The sequence below is a fragment of the Cohnella sp. genome (assembly GCF_041641335.1).
Taxonomy (GTDB): Bacteria; Bacillota; Bacilli; order Paenibacillales; family Paenibacillaceae; genus Cohnella.
The window spans coordinates 22,012-39,398 of the sequence record NZ_JBEPYQ010000020.1; the positions used below are offsets into that span (position 1 = coordinate 22,012).

Consider the following 17,387-nt stretch of genomic DNA (forward strand, 5'->3'; position numbering starts at 1 on the left):
GATTAGACGTGCTCCGCTACGAGTTCTTTTTCTTGCGCCGGAATCGGGTCGGAATCGACGAGCGTCGGAGCGAGGTCTTCCTGCCAAGGCAGGCCCCACTTGTTCAGAGCGTCCATGAACGGATCCGGATCGAACTCTTCGATGTTGTATACGCCCAGCTTGTTCCATTTGCCCGTCAGAATCATCATGGCGCCGATCATGGCAGGAACGCCCGTCGTGTAGGAAATCGCTTGGGAACCGACTTCCTCATAGCATTCCTCATGAACGCACACATTATAGACGTAATACGTTTTTTCCTTGCCGTCCTTCTTGCCTTTGAAGATGCAGCCGATATTCGTCTTGCCCTTCGTGCGAGGTCCCAGGGAAGCAGGGTCCGGCAGTACGGCTTTCAGGAATTGCAGCGGAACGATTTGCTTGCCTTCGAATTCGATCGGCTCGATCGAGGTCATGCCCACGTTCTCCAGGCATTTCAGGTGAGTCAAGTAGCTCTGGCCGAAAGTCATGAAGAAGCGAATCCGCTTAATGCCCGGGATGTTCACGGCCAACGATTCCAGCTCTTCATGGTACAGCAGGTACATATCTTTCTCGCCGACCTCCGGGAAGTCGTATACCCGCTTGATCTCCATCGGCTTCGTTTCGACCCATTCTCCGTTCTGAAAGTAGCGGCCGTTAGCCGTAACTTCGCGGATATTGATCTCCGGGTTGAAATTCGTAGCGAACGGATAGCCGTGATCGCCGGCATTGCAGTCGAGAATATCGATATACTCGATCTCGTCGAAGTGGTGCTTGAGCGCATAGGCGGAGAAGACGCCCGTTACGCCAGGGTCGAATCCGCTGCCCAGCAGAGCGGTAATTCCGGCTTTCTCGAAGCGCTCGCGATAATCCCACTGCCACTTGTACTCGAACTTCGCCGTATCGTGCGGCTCGTAGTTCGCCGTGTCCATATAGTGGGTCTTGGTCGCCAGGCACGCGTCCATGATCGTCAGATCCTGATACGGCAATGCCAGGTTGATGACGATGTCCGGCTTGACCTGCTCGATCAAGGCGATGAGTTCGTCCACGTTGTCGGCATCGACTTGCGCCGTTGTGATTTTAGTTTTGCCGCCGTCCAGCTTGGCTTTCAGCGCGTCGCATTTGGACTTCGTGCGGCTTGCGATGCAGATTTCCTCGAACACTTCGCTATTTTGAACGCATTTGTGAATCGTAACCGAAGCTACGCCGCCGCAACCGATGATTAGAGCTTTTCCCATTTTCACAATTCCCCTAACTGTTTAAGATTCTTGTTTAAGCTTCGAAATTTCGATCAAAAGAAAAAGCAAGCCGAAGACGCTTTGATCGCGCACATCGCTTGCTTTGATATATTTATCATGATTAAAAAGCAAAAAGCACGCACGCAGCCTACGCTGACGGCATACTCCTCTACTAGCCATGTGAAATGAACATTTCAGTAGAAGCTTCTTAATTATTCAAAATATACCCGGTGGATTCAGAGTCTAAATAGCAAATAATCACTTGCCACTCTTATTGACCGTTTCACAAGTTGTGTGCGGAATGCACTGGTTGTAAAGTAACCAACTCATAAAATTTGAGCTTTTAACTCAATCAATAAGGCAACTAAAGTTGCCAATCGGCATTTGACCCGGCTGTCCGTTGGCCTCAACTTCTTGTCGGAAGTGGTCAAAAATTATCTGCTGACAGTGAACCTCAGATTTTTTTGAAAATTAATAGCTTCTTCTTCCAATCTACGAAAACTATCATATCAGCATCTAGAACAATAATCAATCACCAAGTACACATTTTTTGATGGCAATCTGCTCGCCGACAGCGCCTCAGTCTAAAAATTAAAGATTGATTTCTTGGGCGAGGAGCCTTATAACTAAATTAGAATCATTATTATTTGAAATTCATTATATTTTAGGGGTGACAGGAATGGATATGGTGAGTGCGGGTGCCGGCAAGTGTCCGGTCCATCATGGAAGCGCTGCAAGTCACAGGTCTAGCGGTACGACGAACAGAAATTGGTGGCCGAACCAGTTGAACTTGAACATTCTTCACCAGCATGACCGGAAGTCGAACCCTATGGACGAATTGTTTAATTATGAGGAAGAGTTCGGAAAACTGGACTACCAAACGCTTAAGCAGGACCTTCGCGATCTGATGACCGACAGTCAAGACTGGTGGCCGGCAGACTACGGACATTACGGTCCGTTCTTTATACGCATGGCCTGGCATTCCGCGGGTACATACCGCTCGGGCGACGGCCGCGGCGGGGCCAATACCGGCACGCAGCGTTTTGCTCCCCTGAACAGCTGGCCGGACAACGGCAATCTCGATAAAGCGCGCCGGCTGCTGTGGCCGATCAAGCAGAAGTACGGCAACAAGATTTCTTGGGCCGACTTGTTCATTCTGACGGGCAATGTCGCTATCGAATCGATGGGAGGCAAGACGTTCGGCTTCGGCGGCGGCCGCGAGGACGTGTGGCATCCGGAAGAGGATATTTACTGGGGAGTCGAGACGGAATGGCTGGGGGATAAAAGGTACACCGGCGACCGTCAGCTCGAGAACCCGCTTGCCGCCGTTCAGATGGGCTTGATCTACGTGAATCCGGAAGGCCCGAACGGCACTCCAGACCCGCTGGCAAGCGCCCGCGACATTCGCGAAACGTTCAAGCGGATGGGCATGAACGACGAAGAGACGGTCGCGCTCGTAGCCGGCGGGCATACGTTCGGCAAGGCTCACGGCGCGGGAGACGCCGCCCACGTCGGCGCGGAGCCGGAAGCGGCCGCCGTAGAAGCGCAGGGCTTGGGCTGGATCAGCACGCACGGCTCCGGCAAAGGCCGGGACGCCATCACCAGCGGCATCGAAGGCGCTTGGACCGCGAATCCGACGCAGTGGGATAACGGGTTCTTCGAGCTGCTGTTCGGATACGAGTGGAAGCTCACGAAGAGCCCGGCGGGGGCCCATCAGTGGACACCTATAGATCCTGCCGTGGAGCATCTCGCGCCGGATGCGGAGGATCCGTCCATTCGCGTTCCGACAATTATGACTACCGCGGATATGGCGTTGCGCGTCGACCCGGCCTACGAGAAGATTTCCCGCCGCTTCTATGAGAACCCGGACGAATTCGCGGATGCGTTCGCCCGCGCATGGTTTAAGCTCACGCATCGCGACATGGGGCCTCGCGCCAGATACCTGGGACCGGAAGTTCCGGATGAAGTTCTGATCTGGCAGGACCCGGTGCCTGCCGCGGACTACGAATTAACAAGTGAAGAAGTCGAGGATCTGAAGACGAAAATTCTCGATTCCGGACTGACGATCGGCGAGCTGGTCACGACCGCTTGGGCTTCGGCCAGCACCTTCCGCGGCTCCGACATGCGGGGCGGCGCCAACGGCTCCCGAATCCGTCTGGCTCCGCAGAAGGATTGGGAAGCGAACCAGCCGAAGCAGCTCGCGAAGGTCCTTGCGATCCTTGAAGCCATTCAAGACGATCTGGACAAGAAAGTCAGCTTAGCCGATCTGATCGTTCTGGGCGGCAGCGCCGCGATAGAGAAAGCCGCGCGCGATGCGGGCTTCGACGTGACCGTGCCGTTCACGGCCGGACGCGGCGACGCGACCCAGGAGCAGACGGACGTAGAGAGCTTCGCGGTGCTGGAGCCGGTCGCGGACGGCTTCCGCAACTATCAGAAGAAGCAGTTCAGCGTAAGTGCTGCAGAGCTTCTCGTAGACAAGGCGCAGCTGCTCAACCTTACCGCGCCGGAGATGACGGCGCTTATCGGCGGCTTGCGCGTGCTGGGCGCCAACTACGGCGGTACCAAGCACGGCGTATTCACGGATCGGGTCGGCCTGCTCACGAATGATTTCTTCGTGAACCTGCTCGACATGGGAGTGCAGTGGAAGCCTGCGGAAGACGGCGTATACGAAGGACGCGACCGCAAGACGGGCGAGGTCGTGCGCACGGCGACGATCGTGGACCTCGTATTCGGCTCCAACTCCGTTCTGCGCGCCATCGCGGAAGTGTACGCCCAAGACGACAACCAGGCCAAGTTCGTGCGCGACTTTATCGCCGCTTGGGTCAAGGTCATGAACGCCGATCGTTTCGACTTGCATTAAGGCCGTCGAAGGCCGAATCTTCTACCCTGTAATCCGAACATGGAAAGCAAAGAGCAGTATTTGTTGCCGAATACTGCTCTTTGCTTTCCTGCTGTTCAGTTCGAAAAGGAGGACGAACGATGGCGGTCATGCTGAGCAAAGAAACGATACTGGCCAAAATGAAAGAAGAAGGATTGCGCATCACTCCCCAACGCGTTCGGATTATCGAACTCCTACTTGAATTGTCGCATCCGACGGCGGAGCGGATTTATGCGGGCATGGCCGAGAAATTTCCTTACGTCAGCCAGATGACGGTGTACAGCACGTTGAAGATCCTGAAGGAGATCGGCGTCGTCCGCGAGCTCTCCAACGGCAGCAAATCCAACAATTTCGAGCTGGCCGACGAGAATCACTGGCATTTTCATTGCAGGCTTTGCAGCGGGATCTACAACTTGGAGCCAGAGAATGCCGAAGCGTTGTGGGTCGTCGGGACGAATGGAGGCGCGTTCCAGGTCGACAGCTGCAAGGTCGAGTATTATGGCGTATGCGCGCAGTGTAAGGGCTAGGAAGGGCGGCTCAAACTTTGCGCACGGCAATATTTCATTTTTTAAAAGAGGCTTCCAAGGCACCAGTGTCTTCGAAGCCTCGAAAGTACTTGATCTTCCCATCTTCTACTTCGCAAATCACCGCCCAGTAGCTTTCGAACAGCTTATTGGTAGGGCGAATACGATGCTTAAATCTGCCCCAAGCAAACGCGGATATATCATCACCTAATATCTTAGCGATTTCAAATTCTTGGGTATCAAGATCTTTCTCGAATTTGGACAAAAGCTTTCTTACGCCATCAATACCGCAATAAGTTCCATAAAAGTGATGTCTATCCGACTCCGTATCGTACCCTGCAATAAATATTGCTTCACTGTGGACATATTTTAACGCGCTGTCCTTGTCCGCCATATTTTCGATATAAAGTTTCAGTACCTGTACTGCTTTCATATCGTTTGTCTCTCTTTTGATCTACGCGTGACTGTCTCTACTTCATTGACAAGTTTCAGTTGGCTCGTTATGACGCCAAGGTGAATCGCTTCATGTACCAGAGCAAAATTAAACAATTCTCCGGATGTATGAAATATAAATGGCCCCATCTCAAAAGGCGATTGAAGATTATGATCAAGCATTTCCGGTGTCAATTCGGACAATCGGGAAAGCTGGGCCGATAACCGCTCAACCAGATCTTCCTTCGACGGCGGCGTTTCTGTCCAATCCGATGGTTTCGTACCTGAGCCAAACATTCTTTCATAGTGCTCCGGAATTTCAGTTGGTGAATCGAAGCATAAAGCAGCGTATTTATCCATCCAATATACGATATGCCCCACATTCCATCGAACCGTGTTATTGAAGCCATTGGGCTGGATGTCCATTTGTGTCTCGGTTACCTGCTGAAACTGACCGATGATGATTTGACGAAGTACTTGCCCCGTGTTGATAATTGATTGTGCCATAGTTGACTCCTCCTCGTGATTGGATCGTTCCTTCCACACTTCTAGCTTACATTTCCGGCATCCATGCAACCATCACGGAATTCCGATGCAATTGATCGGTTCCAGTAATCAATAACTCGTCATTTGATGAAATCAAGTTGTAGTCGATATAATGGCAGTGGAGGATTGGATATCGGAAGGAGAAACAAGCGATGGAACTTCGACAGCTTGAATACTTTGCTGCGATTTGTAAGGAGATGCATTTCTCCAGGGCAGCTGAGAACCTCTGCACTACACAATCGAATCTGAGTCAGCAGATTAAGTTTCTGGAGAACGAGATCGGCCTCCCACTTTTCGATCGCATAGGTAAACGAATTACGCTAACCGATGCAGGAAGGATCTTACTCGAACAGAGCCGCTACATATTTGAACATGTTGACTATGCAAAGAAGGCGATTGCGGATCTTAAAACGATCGAAGGCGGCAAGCTGGACATCGGTATTTTGCCTGGAGATGGCGAATTACTGTTTGACGCATTACTTATCGATCTCCATAAAACGTACCCTCAGCTTTCGTTAAGCGTTACGGAGACCATGGATGTCTACGAACAAGTTCTTAATGGCACAAGAGATCTTGGAGTTACTACGGTACCGCAGAAGGTAGATGACCGTATTGCCGTTGTCTCTTTGTTTGATGAGGAGTTTTCTTTGGCTATTCGATCAGATCATCCCCTTGCAAAGTCAAAGGCGGTTCCATTCGAGCAACTTCAGCATCTAAAGATGGTTATGTTCGGCTCAGATCATCAAATCACCAAGATCATTCAAGCCTGTTGTCAAGAACAAGGAATTGTGATGAACAATCCGATTGTAACTTCAACCTTATCAACGCTTCTAACCCTGGTCCATCAAGGAATAGGAGCGACTATTCTCCCAAGGATGCTGCTAGATTATATCAAAGACGAGAATATTACTGCCGTGACTCTGCTCAACCCAACGCCTACTCAAGGCATCTGCATCATATATCGTGTGGATAAATTTATGGGACAAGCAGCGAAGCTATTCATTAAAGAATTGCAGGCTTTTATTCAGCGGGTCAAAGATCAAACCGGTCGCTCGTGGGGATAAACCAATTAAGGCCACCCACTCAGGGAACAAGGCTGGAATCAACTCGCGCACCTGCTCAAAAATGACAGGAGGGCTATTGCGTGCCTCTGAGTAAGCGACATCCCGTCCAGCAGCCAGCGGAGTTCGCGGTTCGAGATGGTGAGAGGCTCTCCGCAGGCTTGCGGCCACTGAAAAGTACCGCGCTCCAGTCTGCGTGGGAATCAGAAGCATGACACACGTTACAATTATCCATCTTTTAAGCAATCCGTTGCCCTCCTCAGAATCCATATATTGATAGAAGAGTAACCATGAATTTCGAAACAACACGCCAAATTGCCGATTTTCTTCGGTGGCTTTCGTGCATTAGTATAGGCTGATTATGATCCCCTTGAAAGGTTGGCCAACACGCACCGCAGCATGCTCCTTTAGCATTTTTCGCCGATAGACCCGTTAAGCTGAACCGTATCACAAGTAATGGTATGCCAAAAGATATCCAGCGTTGGGGAGATCCGCCATTCGACATCAAGGAAGATATTCCTTCGAAGCCCGAACTTCCGGTATAATAGATTGGGAGATTTGCCATTTCCATAAATGGAGGCGCTTTCACGTGAATCAACCATTGGAGCAAGAGGGATACTTCGGAGAGTTCGGGGGAAGCTTCGTTCCGCCGGAACTGCAGGATGTGCTGAACTACTTGAGCGAACGGTTTTACAAGTTCAGAGACGACCCGATCTTCAAGGAGGAGCTTCGCTATTACCTTCGCGAATACGTTGGCCGAGAGAGCCCGCTGACGTATGCCGAACGACTGACCGAAGCTTGGGGCGGCGCCAAGATTTATCTCAAGCGCGAGGATCTGAATCATACCGGGGCGCACAAAATCAACAACGCGATCGGCCAGATTTTGCTCGCCAAGAGAATGGGAGCGAAGCGGATCATCGCGGAGACCGGAGCCGGACAGCATGGAGTCGCCACGGCGACGGCTTGCGCGATGTTTAATATGGAGTGCGTCATCTACATGGGGGCGGAGGATACGCGGCGCCAGGCGCTGAACGTCTTCCGGATGGAGCTGCTCGGCGCGACCGTCGTGCCGGTCGACAAGGGGCAGGGACGTCTGAAGGACGCGGTCGACGAAGCGCTGGGCGATCTCGTTCAGAACTACAAAAATACGTTCTATCTGCTCGGCTCCGCGGTCGGTCCGCATCCGTTCCCGACGATGGTCAAGCACTTCCAGGCGATCATCAGCGAAGAGTCGAAACGGCAAATTATCGAGAAGGAAGGACGCCTTCCCGACGCGGTTATCGCTTGCGCGGGCGGAGGCAGCAACGCGATCGGCGCGTTCGCCCACTACATTGACGAGCCGAGCGTACGCCTCATCGGCGTCGAACCCGACCAGGCGCCGACTTTGACACAGGGCGTCCCGGGCACCATTCATGGCTTCAAGTGCCTGGTGCTGCTCGACGAGAACGGCGAGCCCAAGAAAACCTATTCGATCGCTGCCGGGCTCGACTATCCGGGCATCGGACCGGAGCACAGCCACCTGAAGGTGACGGGCCGGGCCGAATACGCGACGGTCACGAACGAGGAAGTGCTGGAAGCGTTCCAGGAGCTGTCTCGCGTGGAGGGAATCATACCGGCTCTGGAGAGTGCGCATGCGCTCGCCTATGCGAAGAAGCTGGCTCCGTCGATGGACCCGGACCGGATTCTCGTCATCAACCTGTCCGGCCGCGGCGACAAGGACGTCGAGCAAGTGTTCCATATGCTGAAAAAATAACTAATCGTTTCGCCGAAGGGGTTGTCCCGTAAGTAATCTGAGTCATGCCGAACGATTATCAATGGAATGATGTCAGGGGCATCACGGGACAACCCCTTAAACGTCCTCTACCTCAGCGTCACGATACGATTGATCTCCGTTCCTTCCGTATTTTTCCCCATTAACCTCCGCAGCATGAACTTCGCCATCTGGAATTTGTTGCCGGAATCCCAATACTCGGCCGTTTCGGCGTTTACCTTGATCAGGACGAGGGTAGGGTCGTCATACGTCGTTTCCAGCAGCTCCTTGTACATCGGATTCCAGAATTGTTTCAGCTTCTCAACGTCTTCCACCAGCTCGGCCGTGCCGCGGATCGAAACGAAGGACTTGCCCGCATAGGCCACGTTGACTTGACGGTTGCGCAGCAGCTCGTGGAATTTGCCGCTGTCTTTCTGAGTCAGGAACCATAAGCTGCCGTCGGAGTCCATCTCCTGGGTTTTCATAGGACGCGAAACCAGTCCTTCTTCCGATACCGTCGTCAGCATCGCCGTCTCGATGCCTTTGATCAATTCGCGAACTTTCTCGATGGCTTCCCGGTTGTCGGAGGTTGGATTCGTCATGGCGTTCACCTTTTTCGGATGTATTTTTCGCTTTAGTATTGCACCCGCGTCTCTCCGAAATTCAGCGCCGTCCATACGGGAACCCGCCTGCAACCGCAGGTTGCGGGGCTTGCGCAACCAGAGCGCTCTTTACTTTTGCGTGCGGCTCGATCAATATGGGCTTATCAAACGACAGAAAGGCAGCTGCTGCAATGATCTTCGGCGAGAAGTTGAAAACGGAAAGAAGCAAGAAGGGCTGGTCGCAGGAAGAATTGGCCGCGAAGCTGTATGTGAGCCGGCAGTCGGTGTCGAAGTGGGAGAACGGTCAGAATTACCCTGGCATCGAAATCATTATTAAGATAAGCGATCTGTTCGAAGTAACCATCGACGAACTGCTAAGGAGCGATGAGGAGTTGACGAAAAAAGTGATTCAAGAAAGCAGACAGCTGGCCTATCCGAGATTGAAATTTACCGTCGATGTCCTGTTTCTGGCAGGCGCCGCCTTGCTCGTCATCAAGCTGGTCGTGCTGCTTCTGAACAAATTCGCGTCGACGGACATTGCGTTAATCGGCGGATCGTTCCTCTGGAACTTCGGGCCTCTGGTGCTTATGATCGGCGCGGGAGTCGCGTCGGACACGCTGAAGAAGAAGTACAAACAAGATTAGCAAGTTCATCCATTCCGACTCGCCCGCAATCATTTGCGGGCTTTTTTGCGTCTATGGCAGGAGAGAGGTTGGCGTCTCGGTCCGCTTCCAAGCGGATGCAGGTTAAAAAAATTCCGAAGCGATGAAAAATAGAAGCGCGTTCGATTGTATTAACAGTGAAAGGAGGCGCTGAGGTGTACAATTCATATGAGCTCAATGAATCTGTGCGGCGGGTGTTGGATTTATATTCGCAAAGCTTGATCAAAATCGCTTTCGCCTACTTAAAAAATATAGCCGACGCGGAGGAAGTGGCGCAGGAAGTGTTTCTCGCCTACTTGCAGAAGCGGCCCGCATTCGAGAACGACGAACACGAGAAAGCTTGGCTGATTCGCACGGCGATCAATAAAAGCAAAAACATGCTGAAGACCGGGTGGTTCAGAAGCCGAAACCCGGTTCCCGAAAACCTGAGCTACCTCCCCGAGGAAGAGAACGAGATTTTGCAGGCCGTACTCGCCCTGGACAAGAAGTATCGGATTCCGATTCATCTGCACTATTTCGAGGGATATACGATTCAGGAAATCGCGGTGATCATGCAGGCCAAGCCGGCAACCGTCGGAACTTGGCTGGCAAGAGGGCGCTTCCTCTTGAAGAAGAAGATCGGAGGCTCGGAGAATGAAGAAATCTGTTTATAAATCGGCCATGTCGAATGTGAAGACAAGCGACAATTTCAAAGAAGAAACGTATCGGAAGCTGATGCTGGCAACGGAAAGATCCGCGTCAAACGAGAACAAACCAAAGGAGAAGATCAATATGGAATACGCGAAGAAAAGAACGTTAACGGGGTGGGCGGTCGGCGCAGCGGCTTGCGCGGTATTGGCGGTCAGCATTCTCACGGTAAACCAGAGCGTCCCGACGCCGTCCGCTTCTCCGCAGCCTTCGGCGGTCTCCCCGGCTCCGTCCACCTCTCCACAGCCGCAGCCCTCGGGGGTCGCGTCGAAGCCTCCGATCACTACGGGCAAGGCGGCGGTCAATATTGAAGGCGTCATCACCGAAGTGAGCGAGGACGGCCAAAGCTTCAGGGTCGGCGATCTGTGGGTGACCGTGACCCCGGAAACCGCATTGGGCATCGACGGTCCGACGGCCGCGGAGCCGTCCGAAGAGCTGCTGCAGAAGGAATTTAAGGTCGGGAACATCGTATCGGGATTTACGACCGAGGATACCAGCACGGGGAAAGTGAACGCGACGCGCATCTATAACAATATGGCTCCGTCGAAATAAGAGACCTGCCGAAGCGGCGAGCGCTTCGGCAGGTTGCGGTCCGTCCGGAAGCGTCTCGAGCGCTCCAGAATGATGTAGGGTACATCGACAAACAGAGTTCGAATAGGCGGATCAAGACGGCGCCGACCCGAACGATTCGCGGTTTAGACGATCCGTTTCGCTCCCGGGATTAAGCGAATCGCGGCGGAAGCCAGGAAGCATAAGCCGACGCTAAGGACGGAGACGATGGCCCATTTGATGGCCTGGGGCCAGTCGAGCGGTTGCGCGACTATCGTCCAGAAGACGATCACGGGCGGATGGATCAAGTATACGGTATAAGCGTGGTCGGACATCCACTTGCGCAGGCGGCCGGACGCATGGAAGCGGGTTTGAAAGGCGCGCAGCAGCGCCAGAATAATGCCGAAGCAAACGAAGGGCTCCCAGAACGCGTACAGTATGGCTTGCGCGTTAAAGCCGCCCTCGAACGCGATGTTTCCCTCCAGAGCTCCCGTTAAGATAAGGCCGACAGGCAGAACAGGGATGACGAGGACCGCGATCCGTCCCCACCGTTTGGCGGTTTGGGCGGTCAGCCGTTCCAGCCAGTTGTGACGGTGGGCCAGCAGGCCGGCGATAAATAACAAGATGTACAACGGGAAGTAGCCGAACTGGAGCCCGAGCGGCCCCTCGCCGGTAGGATAAGCGAATCGAACCGCGAACGCGACCAAGCCGCTGGCAACGGCCGATACGAGCAGAACCTTGCCGGAAGGGAAGGGAATCTCGGGCGAAGCCGTCCCTCTTTTCGCGGTCAGCAGGCGGTAAGCGACGTATACAATCGCGAACAGGAGCAAAGCCTCAATAAACCACGCCGGTCCTACGAAGATATGTTTAAAGCTCCACACTTCGGCACGATAGAACTCCTGTAACGTCGTTGTACCGCGCAAGTGGGCATACCAGCCCGTCACGGGGCCGATCAAGAAACTGTAGACAATGAGCGGGATTCCTAAGCGGATCAGGCGATCCTTCAAGAAGCGGCTTGGTCCTTTGCGATCGTAGGACGTCGGAATAAAGTACGCGGAGAGAAAGAAAAACAGCGACATAAAGAAAGCTTGGCACACGGCCGTGAACAGGGTCAGCAAAATGGAGGTTATCGTCAATTCGCTTGTGTCGACGTCCACTAATATCCACGATCCGGACGCTCCGTATGCGATCGAAGTATGGAAGACGACGACCAGAACCGTCAGGGCGGTCCTCAGATTGTCCAGATAGTCCAATCGTTGATTCAGAGAGAAAACCTCCTAAGGCACAAGAAATACGATCAGTCGTCATGCGGCGTGGTTCGAACGACCTATATCTGAATCTTTACTTTTCGACAAAACTTTCCTTTTTCCTCTATCGAGCCTTTCTATAGAGGCTCTTTTTTAGGAAGGAACTCGTAAGGGAGTCGGCGTGGCTGATCGTCACAGCGCTCCAGATCTGGACTTTCGGCCGGTTAGCGGTGAGGGAGACGAGAGAAAGCCCCGTCCGAAGCGGATGTTCCCATCGGATGGGGCTTTCAGTTATTTCGCGAATACGTGATTGCCAATCTTCACCGTAACCGGACGGCTTCGCACCCAGGCGTTGTCCGTCTTCTTCGGATTGTAGAAGACGATGGCCCCGAGTCCCGGATCGGAACCGTTCAGCGCTTCTTGCACGGCGCGTTTCGTCTCCTGGCTCGGCGACACCGAATAAATGCGTTTGTCCAGCACCGGAGAATACTGATAGTAGGCTTTGCCGTTGTAATAGTCCACTTGGAAAATCGTATCGATGATCGTGTTCGGCCATTCGGAATGGGCGATCCGGTTCAAGATCGAAGCCGCGACGGCCACTTTGCCCGCGTAGCTCTCGCTGCCCGCCTCCGCTTCCGTAATCCGGTACAGCCAGAGAAGCTCTTCGTCCGAAGATTGCTTCTGCTGGGACATCGCGACGAACCCGCCCTCTCCGGTCGAGATCAGCGCAGCTCCTTTACGCGAATCGTATTGGACGCCGAAGCCGAGCTTTCTTGCCGTATACGCCAGCGGTACGTAGGCGGTTCCGCCGATGAGCGTCGTCCGCGTATCCAGGTCGTCCCTCTGCCATGCTGTCTTCCCGGCGCTCCGATAATCGGAATGGCGTTCGCCCGCGGGAAACCCGATCTGGATCGACGACGTCGTGAGCACGGCCGAGCGATACTGCTCGCTCCAGCCGACCGAGACGTTCAGGCCGCGAAACCAGGATGCCGGTACAAGCTGATAACCGTTCTGTATGATTACGGTCGTCGATGCCGGTTGACCGTTGACGTATACCGTCGCACCGCCGAGCGTCTGCGCCGACGCGCTATGAGCCGGCCAAGCCAAAATAGCAACCAATACAAGCGTTAAAGGTAAAGTCCAATATTTTTTCAACACGTTACTCGCCCCTTCCCTCGGACCATCATACGATAAAATCCAAGGCTGTCCGTCTGGCAGATTGAGGATGATGAGAATCGGCATTCGAACGGCACGCCAGCCAAAAGCGCGCAGCCAAGCGGATTTTTTCGTGAAGCGGGCATTTCTTTTCTGAAAAGAATGAGGAAATTCTAACGATGCTTTGGGGTGGGATTACGGGATTGAGCGCTGAATAGGCCTTGGGGATGTAGATTTATAAAATCCGCTTTGCTATGATGTGGATAAATATAGACTTGGAAAATTACGGGACTCCCCTGGATCCAATTGAACTACGAAGGCCATCTGCTGCAGGGTGGCCTTCACGTGTAGGAGGACCTGGGGAGCGGGATCGGACAAGCAGGTTGCGGCGCGAAAAAATTTTTCGCCGATCTGTCGATTGGCCGGCATCCGGATCGTCGTAATGTATAGAACGACAAAAAAGGCAAAGGAGAACGCAGATGCGAACAGTGATTTCCAAGGACGGTACGAAGATCGCGTATGACAAGACCGGTCAAGGGCCGCCGCTTATTCTGACAGGAGGCGCGTTCAGCTACCGCAAATTTCCCGGAATGATGCAGCTCGCGTCCTGCCTGGCGGAGAGGTTTACGGTCTACCATTACGATCGGCGCGGACGCGGCGACAGCGGAGACGGCTTGTCCTACTCGACGGATCGCGAGATCGAGGATCTGCAGGCGATGATCGAAGAGGCGGGAGGCGAAGCTTGCGTGTACGGTTTGTCTTCCGGCGCGGTGCTTGCGCTTCAAGCCGCGGCCAAGGGAGCGCCGATCTCGAGGCTGGTGCTGCACGAGCCGCCGTTCATCGTGAACCCCAGCGACCCCAGGCCGCCGGCGGACTTCGTCCGGCAAGTGAGCGGGATGATCGCCAAGGATCGCAGGGAGGACGCCATCCGCTATTTCATGATCAAGGGCATGGGCGCCCCCGCTTTCGTTCCGTTCATGCTCCGGCTGATGCCTGGAACCTGGGAAAAGCTGAAGGCCGTTGCCCATACGCTTCCGTACGATGCGACGCTGCTTGAGGGGCACATAGGGGGCCGCCCGCTCGACGGCAAGCTTTGGAGCGGAGCCGCGATGCCGACGCTTGTCCTCGAAGGCACGGAGAGTCCGGCATCGCTGCGCCGCGCCGCTCAAGCCTTGTCGACCGTGCTGCCGAACGCGCGGCTGGTCAGCAAGCGGGGGCTCGGCCACACCAAGAAGCTGGACGCCAAGCGAGTCGCTTCGGAGCTGACGGCTTTTCTCCTGGACGATCGGGAAGAACGCTCTGCCGGGGCCTGATTGTGTCTAACGGCGCACTTGGCAATTTCAATGTTTTATAACTTGAATTTCATTTTAGGAGGATAAGACCATGCGGTTTATGATGATCGTAAAAGGAACGACGGATTCGGAAGCGGGAACGCCGCCCAGCCCGGAGCTGCTCGAGGCGATGCGGAAATACAACGAGGAGTTGGTCAAAGCCGGCGTGCTGCTCGCGGCGGACGGCCTGCAGCCCACTTCCGCGGGGATTCGGATTTCTTACCCCGAGCCGGGCGGCAAGCCGAAGGTGGTCGACGGTCCCTTCGCGGAGGCCAAGGAGATTATTGCCGGATACACGCTCATCGAAGTGAAATCCAGGGAAGAGGCGATCGAATGGGCGCTCCGCATGCCGGATCCCCACGGCCTCGGCCAGGGGGAGATTGAGCTCAGGCAGGTGTTCGAGCCCCATGACCTGACGAGCGAACCGGAGGCGTTGGCCGGCCAGGCCGCCCTGCGCAAGCAGCTCGACGAGCGCAGGCGCCCGTGAATCGCCCGGCGGCCCGCCGAACCGTCGATGCGATCTGGCGGATCGAGGCGCCTAAGCTGATCGCGGCGTTGACGCGAATGGTCAGGGACGTGGAGCTCGCGGAGGACCTGGCGCAGGATGCGATGGTCGTCGCTCTGGAGCGCTGGCCGGAGACGGGGATTCCGAACAATCCGGGCGCATGGCTGATGACGGTGGCGAAGCGCCGGGCGATCGACTGGATACGCAGGAACAGGCAGCGGGACGACAAATACGCGGAGCTTGCCCGCGTCTCGGAGCTGATCTCGGATGACGATATGGACAAGGCGCTGGACGGAGAGGTCGGAGACGATCTCCTCCGTCTCGTCTTTATGACCTGCCATCCGGCGCTGTCCCGGGAAGCCCGGGTCGCCTTGACGCTGCGGCTGCTGTGCGGGCTGACGACGGAGGAGATCGCCCGCTCTTTTCTAACCTCCGAACCGACCGTCGCCCAGCGAATCGTTCGGGCCAAGAAAACGTTAAATGCCGAGAGGAGCTCGTTCGAGATGCCCTCGGGCGCAGCTCTGGCGGAGCGGCTGTCCGCCGTACTGGAGGTCGTTTATCTGATGTTTAACGAAGGGTACGCGGCCACCTCCGGGGAGCACTGGGTGAGGCCGCTGCTCTGTCAAGAGGCGCTCAGGCTGGGCCGTATTCTGGCGGAGCTTGCGCCTCGGGAACCGGAGGTTCACGGGCTGGTCGCGTTAATGGAAATTCAAGCTTCGCGCCTGAGAACGAGAGTCGGCGACCAAGGCGAGCCGATCCTGCTTCTGGACCAGGACCGCGCGCAGTGGGACCGCCTGCTGATTCGCCGCGGTCTCGCGGCGTTGGAACGCTGCCGCAAGCTCGGCTGCCCGCTCGGGCCGTATGCGCTGCAAGCGGCTATCGCGGCGTGTCATGCCGAGGCTTCGACATCGGAGGAGACCAACTGGATTCGCATTGCCGCGCTGTACGAGGCGCTGTCCCGGCAAGCTCCGTCCCCGATCGTCGAACTGAACCGGGCGGTGGCGGTCGCGATGGCTTTCGGTCCCGCTTACGGTCTGCAGATCGTCGACGAGATTGCCGGCTTGTCCGCTCTGGAGAACTATCATCTGCTCCCGAGCGTTCGCGGAGAGCTGCTCAGGAAGCTGGGGAGATACGAGGAGGCGCGCCTGGAATTCGAGCGTGCGGCGGCGATGACCCGCAACGTCCGTGAACAAGAGCTGTTGCGCGCGCGGGCCGCGGAGTGCGAGACTCGCTCCTCCGATTAATTTTCGCGCGCATGTCGATTTCCGGATTCCCGATTCGTCGTAACAGGTAGAAAGGAGGAATCCAGAATGCGATTTATGCTTCTCGTCAAAGCGACGGGATGCTCGGAAGCGGGCGTCCCGCATAGCCCGGAACATCGCTTCGCCAAGGAAGCGATTCTGGCGTCCATGGCCGAGGCGGGGGTGCTTCTGGCCGCGGAGCGGCTGCAGCCCAGCTCGGGCGGAATTCGAATGGCGTTCTCGCCGGAGGGCGAGCCGGAGCTGGAGAGCGGTCCTTTCCCGGCGGATTCGTGGCTGCTGGCGGAGTACTTGGTCATCGAGTCGGAATCGGTGGAAGAGGCGATCGGCTGGGCGCGCCGGATTCCGGCTCCCGGAGGATGCGAACGGATGGAAGTCGAGCTTAGACGGTTGGAGGACAAGGCCGCCGGTCCGCGAAATATCGGACTGGAGAACGATCTGGCGCTCCAGCTCGGCATGTTGAGGCAAGATTAAGAAGCGACAAACAAGGGAGCGATGAAGATGAATCCGGAAGTCACCGATTTTATCGAATCTTTGAAAGAACCGTGGCAGGTCGAGCTGTCGACCGCCCTGAGAGCTATCGTCCACGAGGCGGTGGACGGCGTTCAAGAACGCATTCAGTACAAGAAGCCTCACTTCCTCAAGAATGGGAAGTATGCCGCCGTTATCTCGCCTTCGAAGGAGGCGGTCAGCTTCACTCTGTTTAACGCATCGGGCTTGGAGCTGCCGGAGGACCGGTTCGAAGGGCCGCCGGAAAGGAAAACGCTGAAGCTTCGCAAGGGACAAGCGCCCGACAGCGCGGAGCTGACTTCGCTGCTGCGCCAAGCCGCATCGACGCTTTGAGCCGATGGCAGGATTTCAATGAAAAATCGTAACTATGACAGAATCTGTCGCTATCCCCGTTTAAGATGGAATCTGGGCAAGCTACTGTCTTAAAGGAGGATGGCCG

The 17,387-nt window shown here is 55.1% G+C and carries 19 protein-coding genes; 12 read left to right on the forward strand and 7 right to left on the reverse strand.

Annotated features, from left to right (window positions below; all coding sequences use genetic code 11):
* Positions 1-2: 2 nt before the first annotated feature.
* Positions 3-1,250: a saccharopine dehydrogenase family protein gene (locus ACESLM_RS08740; RefSeq protein WP_372631173.1), complete on the reverse strand. Its 1,248-nt coding sequence runs from the start codon at positions 1,248-1,250 to the stop codon at positions 3-5.
* Positions 1,251-1,929: 679 nt separating this feature from the next.
* On the opposite strand from ACESLM_RS08740, the gene katG reads away from it, so the two are divergent.
* Entirely contained in the window at positions 1,930-4,110 is a 2,181-nt protein-coding gene (gene katG / locus ACESLM_RS08745; protein WP_372631174.1) for a catalase/peroxidase HPI, read from the forward strand.
* A 119-nt stretch (positions 4,111-4,229) separates the two neighbouring features.
* Positions 4,230-4,655, forward strand: a complete 426-nt coding sequence (locus ACESLM_RS08750; protein WP_372631175.1) for a Fur family transcriptional regulator — start codon at positions 4,230-4,232, stop codon at positions 4,653-4,655.
* A gap of 34 nt (positions 4,656-4,689) precedes the next feature.
* Here the strand turns inward: ACESLM_RS08750 and ACESLM_RS08755 are convergent, their stop codons facing one another.
* Both ACESLM_RS08755 and ACESLM_RS08760 read right to left on the reverse strand, forming a co-directional pair.
* Positions 4,690-5,085 (reverse strand): nuclear transport factor 2 family protein, encoded by a 396-nt coding sequence (locus tag ACESLM_RS08755; RefSeq protein WP_372631176.1) that lies wholly within the window; start codon positions 5,083-5,085, stop codon positions 4,690-4,692.
* Positions 5,082-5,591: a DinB family protein gene (locus ACESLM_RS08760; RefSeq protein WP_372631177.1), complete on the reverse strand. Its 510-nt coding sequence runs from the start codon at positions 5,589-5,591 to the stop codon at positions 5,082-5,084. Before ACESLM_RS08760 ends, ACESLM_RS08755 begins: the two co-directional genes overlap by 4 nt.
* 191 nt (positions 5,592-5,782) lie before the next feature.
* Between ACESLM_RS08760 and ACESLM_RS08765 the strand changes: the two genes are divergently transcribed.
* Positions 5,783-6,694: a LysR family transcriptional regulator gene (locus ACESLM_RS08765; RefSeq protein WP_372631178.1), complete on the forward strand. Its 912-nt coding sequence runs from the start codon at positions 5,783-5,785 to the stop codon at positions 6,692-6,694.
* Between the two features lie 38 nt (positions 6,695-6,732).
* Here the strand turns inward: ACESLM_RS08765 and tnpB are convergent, their stop codons facing one another.
* Positions 6,733-6,882 (reverse strand): IS66 family insertion sequence element accessory protein TnpB, encoded by a 150-nt coding sequence (tnpB, locus tag ACESLM_RS08770; protein ID WP_372631225.1) that lies wholly within the window; start codon positions 6,880-6,882, stop codon positions 6,733-6,735.
* A 398-nt stretch (positions 6,883-7,280) separates the two neighbouring features.
* Between tnpB and trpB the strand changes: the two genes are divergently transcribed.
* Positions 7,281-8,444, forward strand: a complete 1,164-nt coding sequence (gene trpB, locus ACESLM_RS08775; RefSeq protein ID WP_372631179.1) for a tryptophan synthase subunit beta — start codon at positions 7,281-7,283, stop codon at positions 8,442-8,444.
* 107 nt (positions 8,445-8,551) lie between these two features.
* Here the strand turns inward: trpB and ACESLM_RS08780 are convergent, their stop codons facing one another.
* Positions 8,552-9,043: a pyridoxamine 5'-phosphate oxidase family protein gene (locus ACESLM_RS08780; protein ID WP_372631180.1), complete on the reverse strand. Its 492-nt coding sequence runs from the start codon at positions 9,041-9,043 to the stop codon at positions 8,552-8,554.
* Between the two features lie 191 nt (positions 9,044-9,234).
* Here ACESLM_RS08780 and ACESLM_RS08785 point away from each other — a divergent pair, with 191 nt between their 5' ends.
* From ACESLM_RS08785 to ACESLM_RS08795, 3 genes are all read left to right on the forward strand, one after another.
* On the forward strand, positions 9,235-9,687 hold the full coding sequence (locus ACESLM_RS08785) for a helix-turn-helix domain-containing protein (protein WP_372631181.1): 453 nt from the start codon (positions 9,235-9,237) through the stop codon (positions 9,685-9,687).
* A 173-nt stretch (positions 9,688-9,860) separates the two neighbouring features.
* Positions 9,861-10,358: an RNA polymerase sigma factor gene (locus tag ACESLM_RS08790; protein ID WP_372631182.1), complete on the forward strand. Its 498-nt coding sequence runs from the start codon at positions 9,861-9,863 to the stop codon at positions 10,356-10,358.
* Entirely contained in the window at positions 10,339-10,944 is a 606-nt protein-coding gene (locus ACESLM_RS08795; protein WP_372631183.1) for a hypothetical protein, read from the forward strand. The genes ACESLM_RS08790 and ACESLM_RS08795 overlap by 20 nt, the downstream gene beginning before the upstream one ends.
* A 143-nt stretch (positions 10,945-11,087) precedes the next feature.
* Here the strand turns inward: ACESLM_RS08795 and ACESLM_RS08800 are convergent, their stop codons facing one another.
* Positions 11,088-12,194, reverse strand: coding sequence for an acyltransferase family protein (locus ACESLM_RS08800; protein WP_372631184.1), 1,107 nt, complete (start codon positions 12,192-12,194; stop codon positions 11,088-11,090).
* Positions 12,195-12,479: 285 nt separating this feature from the next.
* Positions 12,480-13,346, reverse strand: coding sequence for a cell wall hydrolase (locus ACESLM_RS08805; RefSeq protein ID WP_372631185.1), 867 nt, complete (start codon positions 13,344-13,346; stop codon positions 12,480-12,482).
* 476 nt (positions 13,347-13,822) lie between these two features.
* Here ACESLM_RS08805 and ACESLM_RS08810 point away from each other — a divergent pair, with 476 nt between their 5' ends.
* The 5 genes from ACESLM_RS08810 to ACESLM_RS08830 all read left to right on the forward strand — a co-directional run bounded on the left by ACESLM_RS08810 (position 13,823) and on the right by ACESLM_RS08830 (position 17,281).
* Positions 13,823-14,656, forward strand: coding sequence for an alpha/beta fold hydrolase (locus ACESLM_RS08810; RefSeq protein WP_372631186.1), 834 nt, complete (start codon positions 13,823-13,825; stop codon positions 14,654-14,656).
* Positions 14,657-14,726: 70 nt separating this feature from the next.
* Complete coding sequence (locus tag ACESLM_RS08815; RefSeq protein WP_372631187.1) at positions 14,727-15,161, forward strand: YciI family protein; 435 nt, start codon at positions 14,727-14,729, stop codon at positions 15,159-15,161.
* Positions 15,158-16,423 (forward strand): RNA polymerase sigma factor, encoded by a 1,266-nt coding sequence (locus tag ACESLM_RS08820; RefSeq protein ID WP_372631188.1) that lies wholly within the window; start codon positions 15,158-15,160, stop codon positions 16,421-16,423. Before ACESLM_RS08815 ends, ACESLM_RS08820 begins: the two co-directional genes overlap by 4 nt.
* 66 nt (positions 16,424-16,489) lie before the next feature.
* On the forward strand, positions 16,490-16,912 hold the full coding sequence (locus tag ACESLM_RS08825) for a YciI family protein (protein ID WP_372631189.1): 423 nt from the start codon (positions 16,490-16,492) through the stop codon (positions 16,910-16,912).
* A 27-nt stretch (positions 16,913-16,939) separates the two neighbouring features.
* Positions 16,940-17,281 carry a DUF1801 domain-containing protein gene (locus ACESLM_RS08830; protein ID WP_372631190.1) on the forward strand — a complete coding sequence of 114 codons (342 nt, stop codon included), beginning with the start codon at positions 16,940-16,942 and terminating at the stop codon, positions 17,279-17,281.
* The last annotated feature ends 106 nt before the right edge of the window (positions 17,282-17,387 follow it).

What these genes read in the sequence shown, in the direction of transcription:
- ACESLM_RS08760 (WP_372631177.1), bottom strand. Translation starts at nt 5,591, where the DNA reads ATGGCACAATCAATTATCAACACGGGGCAAGTACTTCGTCAAATCATC.
- ACESLM_RS08740 (WP_372631173.1), bottom strand. Translation starts at nt 1,250, where the DNA reads ATGGGAAAAGCTCTAATCATCGGTTGCGGCGGCGTAGCTTCGGTTACG.
- ACESLM_RS08755 (WP_372631176.1), bottom strand. Translation starts at nt 5,085, where the DNA reads ATGAAAGCAGTACAGGTACTGAAACTTTATATCGAAAATATGGCGGAC.
- katG (WP_372631174.1), top strand. Translation starts at nt 1,930, where the DNA reads ATGGATATGGTGAGTGCGGGTGCCGGCAAGTGTCCGGTCCATCATGGA.
- ACESLM_RS08795 (WP_372631183.1), top strand. Translation starts at nt 10,339, where the DNA reads ATGAAGAAATCTGTTTATAAATCGGCCATGTCGAATGTGAAGACAAGC.
- ACESLM_RS08815 (WP_372631187.1), top strand. Translation starts at nt 14,727, where the DNA reads ATGCGGTTTATGATGATCGTAAAAGGAACGACGGATTCGGAAGCGGGA.
- ACESLM_RS08825 (WP_372631189.1), top strand. Translation starts at nt 16,490, where the DNA reads ATGCGATTTATGCTTCTCGTCAAAGCGACGGGATGCTCGGAAGCGGGC.
- ACESLM_RS08785 (WP_372631181.1), top strand. Translation starts at nt 9,235, where the DNA reads ATGATCTTCGGCGAGAAGTTGAAAACGGAAAGAAGCAAGAAGGGCTGG.
- ACESLM_RS08810 (WP_372631186.1), top strand. Translation starts at nt 13,823, where the DNA reads ATGCGAACAGTGATTTCCAAGGACGGTACGAAGATCGCGTATGACAAG.
- ACESLM_RS08750 (WP_372631175.1), top strand. Translation starts at nt 4,230, where the DNA reads ATGGCGGTCATGCTGAGCAAAGAAACGATACTGGCCAAAATGAAAGAA.
- ACESLM_RS08780 (WP_372631180.1), bottom strand. Translation starts at nt 9,043, where the DNA reads ATGACGAATCCAACCTCCGACAACCGGGAAGCCATCGAGAAAGTTCGC.
- ACESLM_RS08765 (WP_372631178.1), top strand. Translation starts at nt 5,783, where the DNA reads ATGGAACTTCGACAGCTTGAATACTTTGCTGCGATTTGTAAGGAGATG.
- ACESLM_RS08830 (WP_372631190.1), top strand. Translation starts at nt 16,940, where the DNA reads ATGAATCCGGAAGTCACCGATTTTATCGAATCTTTGAAAGAACCGTGG.